This is a genomic window from Phaeovulum sp., assembly GCF_047638075.1.
Lineage (GTDB): Bacteria > Pseudomonadota > Alphaproteobacteria > Rhodobacterales > Rhodobacteraceae > UBA6197.
Map to the genome: position 1 here is coordinate 1 of NZ_JBLJBV010000100.1, position 4,972 is coordinate 4,972.

General features: G+C 61.6%; 6 protein-coding genes and 1 pseudogene. 5 read left to right on the forward strand and 2 right to left on the reverse strand.

The window, feature by feature from the left end:
* Together ACM62R_RS15110 and ACM62R_RS15115 are read right to left on the reverse strand one after the other, a co-directional pair.
* Positions 1-131 (reverse strand): annotated as a pseudogene (locus tag ACM62R_RS15110) (methionine synthase); the annotation flags it as partial.
* A gap of 200 nt (positions 132-331) precedes the next feature.
* Positions 332-646 carry a DUF1476 domain-containing protein gene (locus tag ACM62R_RS15115; protein ID WP_415184876.1) on the reverse strand — a complete coding sequence of 105 codons (315 nt, stop codon included), beginning with the start codon at positions 644-646 and terminating at the stop codon, positions 332-334.
* A 208-nt stretch (positions 647-854) separates the two neighbouring features.
* On the opposite strand from ACM62R_RS15115, the gene purC reads away from it, so the two are divergent.
* The 5 genes from purC to ACM62R_RS15140 all read left to right on the forward strand — a co-directional run.
* A complete protein-coding gene (purC, locus tag ACM62R_RS15120) occupies positions 855-1,619 on the forward strand; it encodes a phosphoribosylaminoimidazolesuccinocarboxamide synthase (protein WP_415184877.1) in 765 nt (254 codons plus the stop codon).
* Positions 1,620-1,630: 11 nt separating this feature from the next.
* A complete protein-coding gene (gene purS / locus ACM62R_RS15125) occupies positions 1,631-1,870 on the forward strand; it encodes a phosphoribosylformylglycinamidine synthase subunit PurS (RefSeq protein WP_415184878.1) in 240 nt (79 codons plus the stop codon).
* A 79-nt stretch (positions 1,871-1,949) separates the two neighbouring features.
* Entirely contained in the window at positions 1,950-2,618 is a 669-nt protein-coding gene (gene purQ, locus ACM62R_RS15130; RefSeq protein ID WP_415184879.1) for a phosphoribosylformylglycinamidine synthase subunit PurQ, read from the forward strand.
* A 45-nt stretch (positions 2,619-2,663) separates the two neighbouring features.
* Complete coding sequence (locus ACM62R_RS15135; protein WP_415184880.1) at positions 2,664-4,472, forward strand: sensor histidine kinase; 1,809 nt, start codon at positions 2,664-2,666, stop codon at positions 4,470-4,472.
* Positions 4,473-4,475: 3 nt separating this feature from the next.
* Positions 4,476-4,972 (forward strand): sigma-54-dependent Fis family transcriptional regulator (locus ACM62R_RS15140; RefSeq protein ID WP_415184881.1); only part of this gene is annotated, 497 nt, incomplete at its 3' end.

Genomic DNA, 4,972 nt, shown 5'->3' on the forward strand with positions numbered 1-4,972 from the left:
GGTTGCTCCACATTCCACAGTTCCGGCGCCTCGCCCGATGACAGGCCCATGTTGAACAGGTTGGTGCCCGTGGCGCCATCGGCCAACAGCCAGTCACGGGTTTCCAGCAGGCGGCTTAGCACGTTGTTCATGGTCGGGCCTTTCTTGACGCGCGAAAAGGGGCGGCGGCAGATCTTTTGTGCCATGTGGGTGCGGGCTTGGCAAATTCAAACGGCAGGCACCTGCCACGGGTTATGCAGGCCCGCCAACGGCCCTCGTGCGGGTGCAAAAAGCCCCGCAGCCAAGATGGCGCGGCGGGGCGGGTTTGACGTCCGGTGTTTAAGCAGGCTGCTCAGATCTCGTTCATGATCTGGACCTTGGCCTCGGCCATAAACTCGATCATCTTGGTGCGGATCGTCTGTTCATCAGCCAAGGTGCCCAGATCGCCCGCGACCTTGCGGTAGACGTCTTCATGCCCCGCTTCTGCAAAATCCGCCGCGACAACCTCTTTGGCGTATTCAGCGGCCTCATCGGTGGATTTGCCCATCAGCCCGGCAGCCCACAGGCCAAAAAGCCGGTTTCGGCGCGCTTCGGCCTTGAACCGCAGTTCGTCGTCATGCGCGAATTTGTTTTCAAAGGCATTTTTGCGGTCGTCGAAGGTGGTCATCAGGGCCCCCGGTCAGATGATGATTTCATGCCTATCATATGCCCGTGCCGCGCCCGCCGCGCAAGTCCCGCATTGCCGCAGCCTTTGCGGCCCTTCTCACGCCCGTTTGCCTTGCGGGCGCGCGTGGCTTGCCCTATAGGGGCCGAAAGGGGTCTTTTGGCCCGCGCGGTCTCGCCTGCTATCGGGGCCCATACGGAACGGAGCAGCCATGGCACCCCGGCGCAAGAAAATCTACGAAGGCAAGGCAAAGGTTCTTTATGAAGGCCCAGAGCCGGGCACCCTGGTGCAATATTTCAAGGATGACGCCACCGCCTTCAACGCGCAGAAAAAGGCCGTGGTCGAAGGCAAGGGCGTGCTGAACAACCGGCTGTCGGAATATTTCATGACCGGGTTGACCAATGTCGGCGTGCCCAACCACTTTATCCGCCGCATCAATATGCGCGAACAGTTGATCCGTCAGGTCGAAATCATTCCGCTTGAGGTGATCGTGCGCAACTTTGCCGCCGGCAGCATCTCAAAGCGGCTGGGTCTGGAAGAGGGTCTGCCGCTACCGCGCCCGATTGTCGAATACAGCTACAAGAACGACGCGCTGGGGGATCCGCTGGTCCCCGAGGAATATATCATCGCCTTTGGCTGGGCCAGCCAGCAGGATCTGGATGACATCGTGGCGCTGGCGCTGCGGGTCAATGATTTCCTGTCGGGGGTGTTTTACGGTGTCGGCATCAAACTGGTGGATTTCAAGATCGAGATCGGCCGGATCTGGGATGGCGATTTCATGCGGCTGATCGTGGCCGATGAGATCAGCCCCGATAGCTGCCGCCTTTGGGATGTGAAAACCGGGCAAAAGCTGGACAAGGACGTGTTTCGCCGCGACCTTGGCAGCCTGACCGATGCCTATACCGAAGTGGCGCGGCGTCTGGGTGTTTTGCCGACCAACGCCACAACAATAACCAAGCCGACGCTGATCAACTGAAAGGTCATCCGATGAAAGCCCGCGTTCATGTCATGCTCAAGGATGGTGTTCTGGACCCGCAGGGCGAGGCTGTGCGCCATGCTCTGGGGACGTTGGGGTTTACAGGGGTTGACGGGGTGCGGCAGGGCAAGGTGATCGACCTTGATCTGGCTGCGACCGACCGGGCCACAGCCGAGGCCGAGGTAACGGCCATGTGCGAAAAGTTGCTGGCGAATACGGTGATCGAGAAGTATACTATAGAGATCGCCTAAGGGCGGTTTTACTGCGTGCGCCGGGGGGTGCCCCCGGATGCGCAGGATATCGGGACCAGACAGAAAGCAGGGTTGCGCCATGAAAGCCGCTGTCATTACTTTTCCGGGGTCGAACTGCGATCGTGATCTGGCCATCGCCTTTGAACGGGCGGGGGTGCAGGTGACGCGGGTCTGGCACAAGGACAGCGCCTTGCCTGAAGGCACCGATATTGTCGGCGTGCCGGGTGGCTTTTCCTACGGCGATTATCTGCGCTGCGGCGCGATTGCGGCGCAAAGCCCGATTGGCGGCGCGATCCGCGCCTTTGCGGGGCGGGGCGGCTATGTGCTGGGGGTTTGCAACGGTTTTCAGGTGATTACCGAAATGGGGCTGCTGCCGGGCGCACTGATGCGTAATGCGGGGCTGAAATTTGTCTGCAAGCCGGTGGCGCTGCGGGTGGAAACCACCGACAGCGTCTATACCAGCGGCTATGCCAAGGGCGCCGAGGTGATGTTTCCGGTGGCGCATCACGACGGCAACTACACGATCGACCCCGAGGGGTTGGCGCGGCTTGAGGCTGAGGACCGGGTGGCGTTTCGCTATGTCGCCAACCCGAACGGCTCTGCCGGCAATATCGCGGGCGTGCTAAGCCCAAATCGCCGGGTTCTGGGGCTGATGCCGCACCCTGAACGCGCGGTTGACCCGGCGCAGGGTGGCACCGACGGATCGGCAGTGTTCCGCGCGTTGGCTGGAATGATGGCCACCGCCTGAGAGCCTTGTCTTGAGGCGCGGCCCCGAGTGGCATAGTCTGGGCGCATGGTCCAACCACAACAGATACCTGATTTATTGACCCCGATCGGCACCCGGCGACGCAATTGGTGGCGCTGGGTTGTGCGGGTGCTTTTTGCGCTGTCGCTGGCGCTTGCTGTGGCTGTGGTCTGGTTTACCAACGCCTGGCTGACCGAACGCTTTACCGAGACGACGCGCGTGCGCACCGAACTGCGGCTGGCGCTTTATTCCGGCAACATCCTTTCGGAATTGCAGCGCACTGCGGTGGTGCCGCTTTTGCTGGCGCGGGATCCGGAGTTGCTGGGTTCATTGGATAGCGGGCAATATGCCACCACCTCGGCGCGGCTGATCTCTGCCAAAAAGGAAATCACGGCCGCCTCGATCCGGCTTTTGGATACGACGGGGCGCACCGTTGCGGCAACCGACCGGGCGCTTTTGGGAACGCTTTATGTGCAGGCACCCTATTTTGTTGATGCGATGCGGTCGCGTGATACGGTGTTTACGGCGGTTGCCCGTGAAACGGGGGGGACGGAATTCGTCTATTCGCGCGCGTTGGTTGACGAGGGGCGGACCGTGGGGGTGATCGTCGTCGAGGCCGATCTGGCGCGGTTTGAGCGTAGCTGGTCCGGGGTTGCCGATGCGATTGCCGTGACCAACAGCGAGGGCCGGATCATTCTGGCGACCGAACCGCGCTGGCGCGGGCTGACCATGAGCGAGGCGCTGGTGGCCAGATCGGCGCCTTCTGCCATTGGGCGTGCCCTGCGGTTGACGGCCGATTGGGCCAATGAGCCGCCCGACGCCTATCTGCGCGGCACCGCCGTGATGCGCACCGAAACGCGGATACCGTTCCGGGGCTGGCGGATGATTTCGTTCTCGACCTATGATTCCGTGCGCGAACGGGTGAATGCGGTTCTGGCGTTGGAGATCATGGGCTTTGCCATGGTGCTGGCGCTGGGGTTTTACGTTCTGTCGCGCCGGGCGCGGGTGCAAACGGCGGCCTATCGGCGGGAATCGGTCGAACTGCGGGCGCTGAACACGCGGCTTTCGCGCGAGATTGCGGCACGCGAGCGGGTGCAAAAGGATCTGGCCGTGGCTGAGTTGACGCTGGCGCAATCCTCAAAACTGGCGGCACTGGGGGAAATGTCAGCGGCCGTCAGCCACGAGCTGAACCAGCCGCTGGCCGCGATGAAAACCTATCTGGCGGGGGCGCGGCTCTTGCTTCAGCGGCAACGCCCCGAAGAGGCGTTATCCTCCTTCCAGCGGATTGATGATCTGATCGAGCGCATGGGGGCGATTACCCGCCAGCTAAAGTCTTACGCGAGGAAAGGCGGCGAAGCCTTTGAACCTGTTGATTTTCGCGCTGCCATCTCGTCGGCGTTAGCGATGATGGAGCCGCAGTTGCGCGCCCGTACGGTGCGCATTACCCGCACCCTGCCGCGCCAACCGGTGCGCGTCATGGCAGACCGGATCCGGCTGGAGCAGGTGATCATCAACCTGCTTAGAAACGCGCTGGATGCCACCAAGGCGACACCGGAGCCGCATATAGACATGCTGCTGACTGCTGGCGACTCGGCTGTTTTGGCGGTGCGCGACAACGGCCCCGGCATCACCGATCTCGATAAATTGTTCGAACCGTTCTGGACCACAAAAAAGCCCGGCGAAGGCACCGGATTGGGGCTTGCAATCTCTTCCAGCATCGTTGCGGATTTTGGCGGCCGCCTTACGGCGCATAACGCTGACGATGGGGGGGCTGTGTTTGAACTGCAAATGCCCCTATATGCAGACAAGTCGGCGGGGGGGCATCCCCTTAAATCCGGCATCAAAGCAGCGGAGTAACCGATGGCACGAATGATGAAAGTGGCGATCGTCGATGACGAGGAAGACATGCGCCAATCGGTCAGCCAATGGCTGGCGCTTTCGGGTTTTGACACCGAAACCTACGCCAGCGCGGAAGACGCGCTGAAGGTGATCGGCGCGGATTGGCCGGGGGTGGTGATTTCTGACATTCGGATGCCGGGAATGGATGGCATGGCCTTTCTCAAGCGTTTGATGAGCCTTGATTCGGGCCTTCCCGTGATCATGATCACCGGTCACGGCGATGTGCCGATGGCGGTTGAGGCGATGCGGATGGGTGCCATGGATTTCATGGAAAAACCGTTCAACCCCGACCGGATGACCGAACTGGCCAAACGTGCAACCCAGGTGCGCCGGATGACGCTTGACAACCGTGCCTTGCGCCGCGACCTGGCCGAAGGGGCGCAGGTCATGGGCAAGCTGATCGGCACCTCGCCGGCGATGGAGCGGTTGCGCGAAGATATCCTGGATCTGGGGCAGGC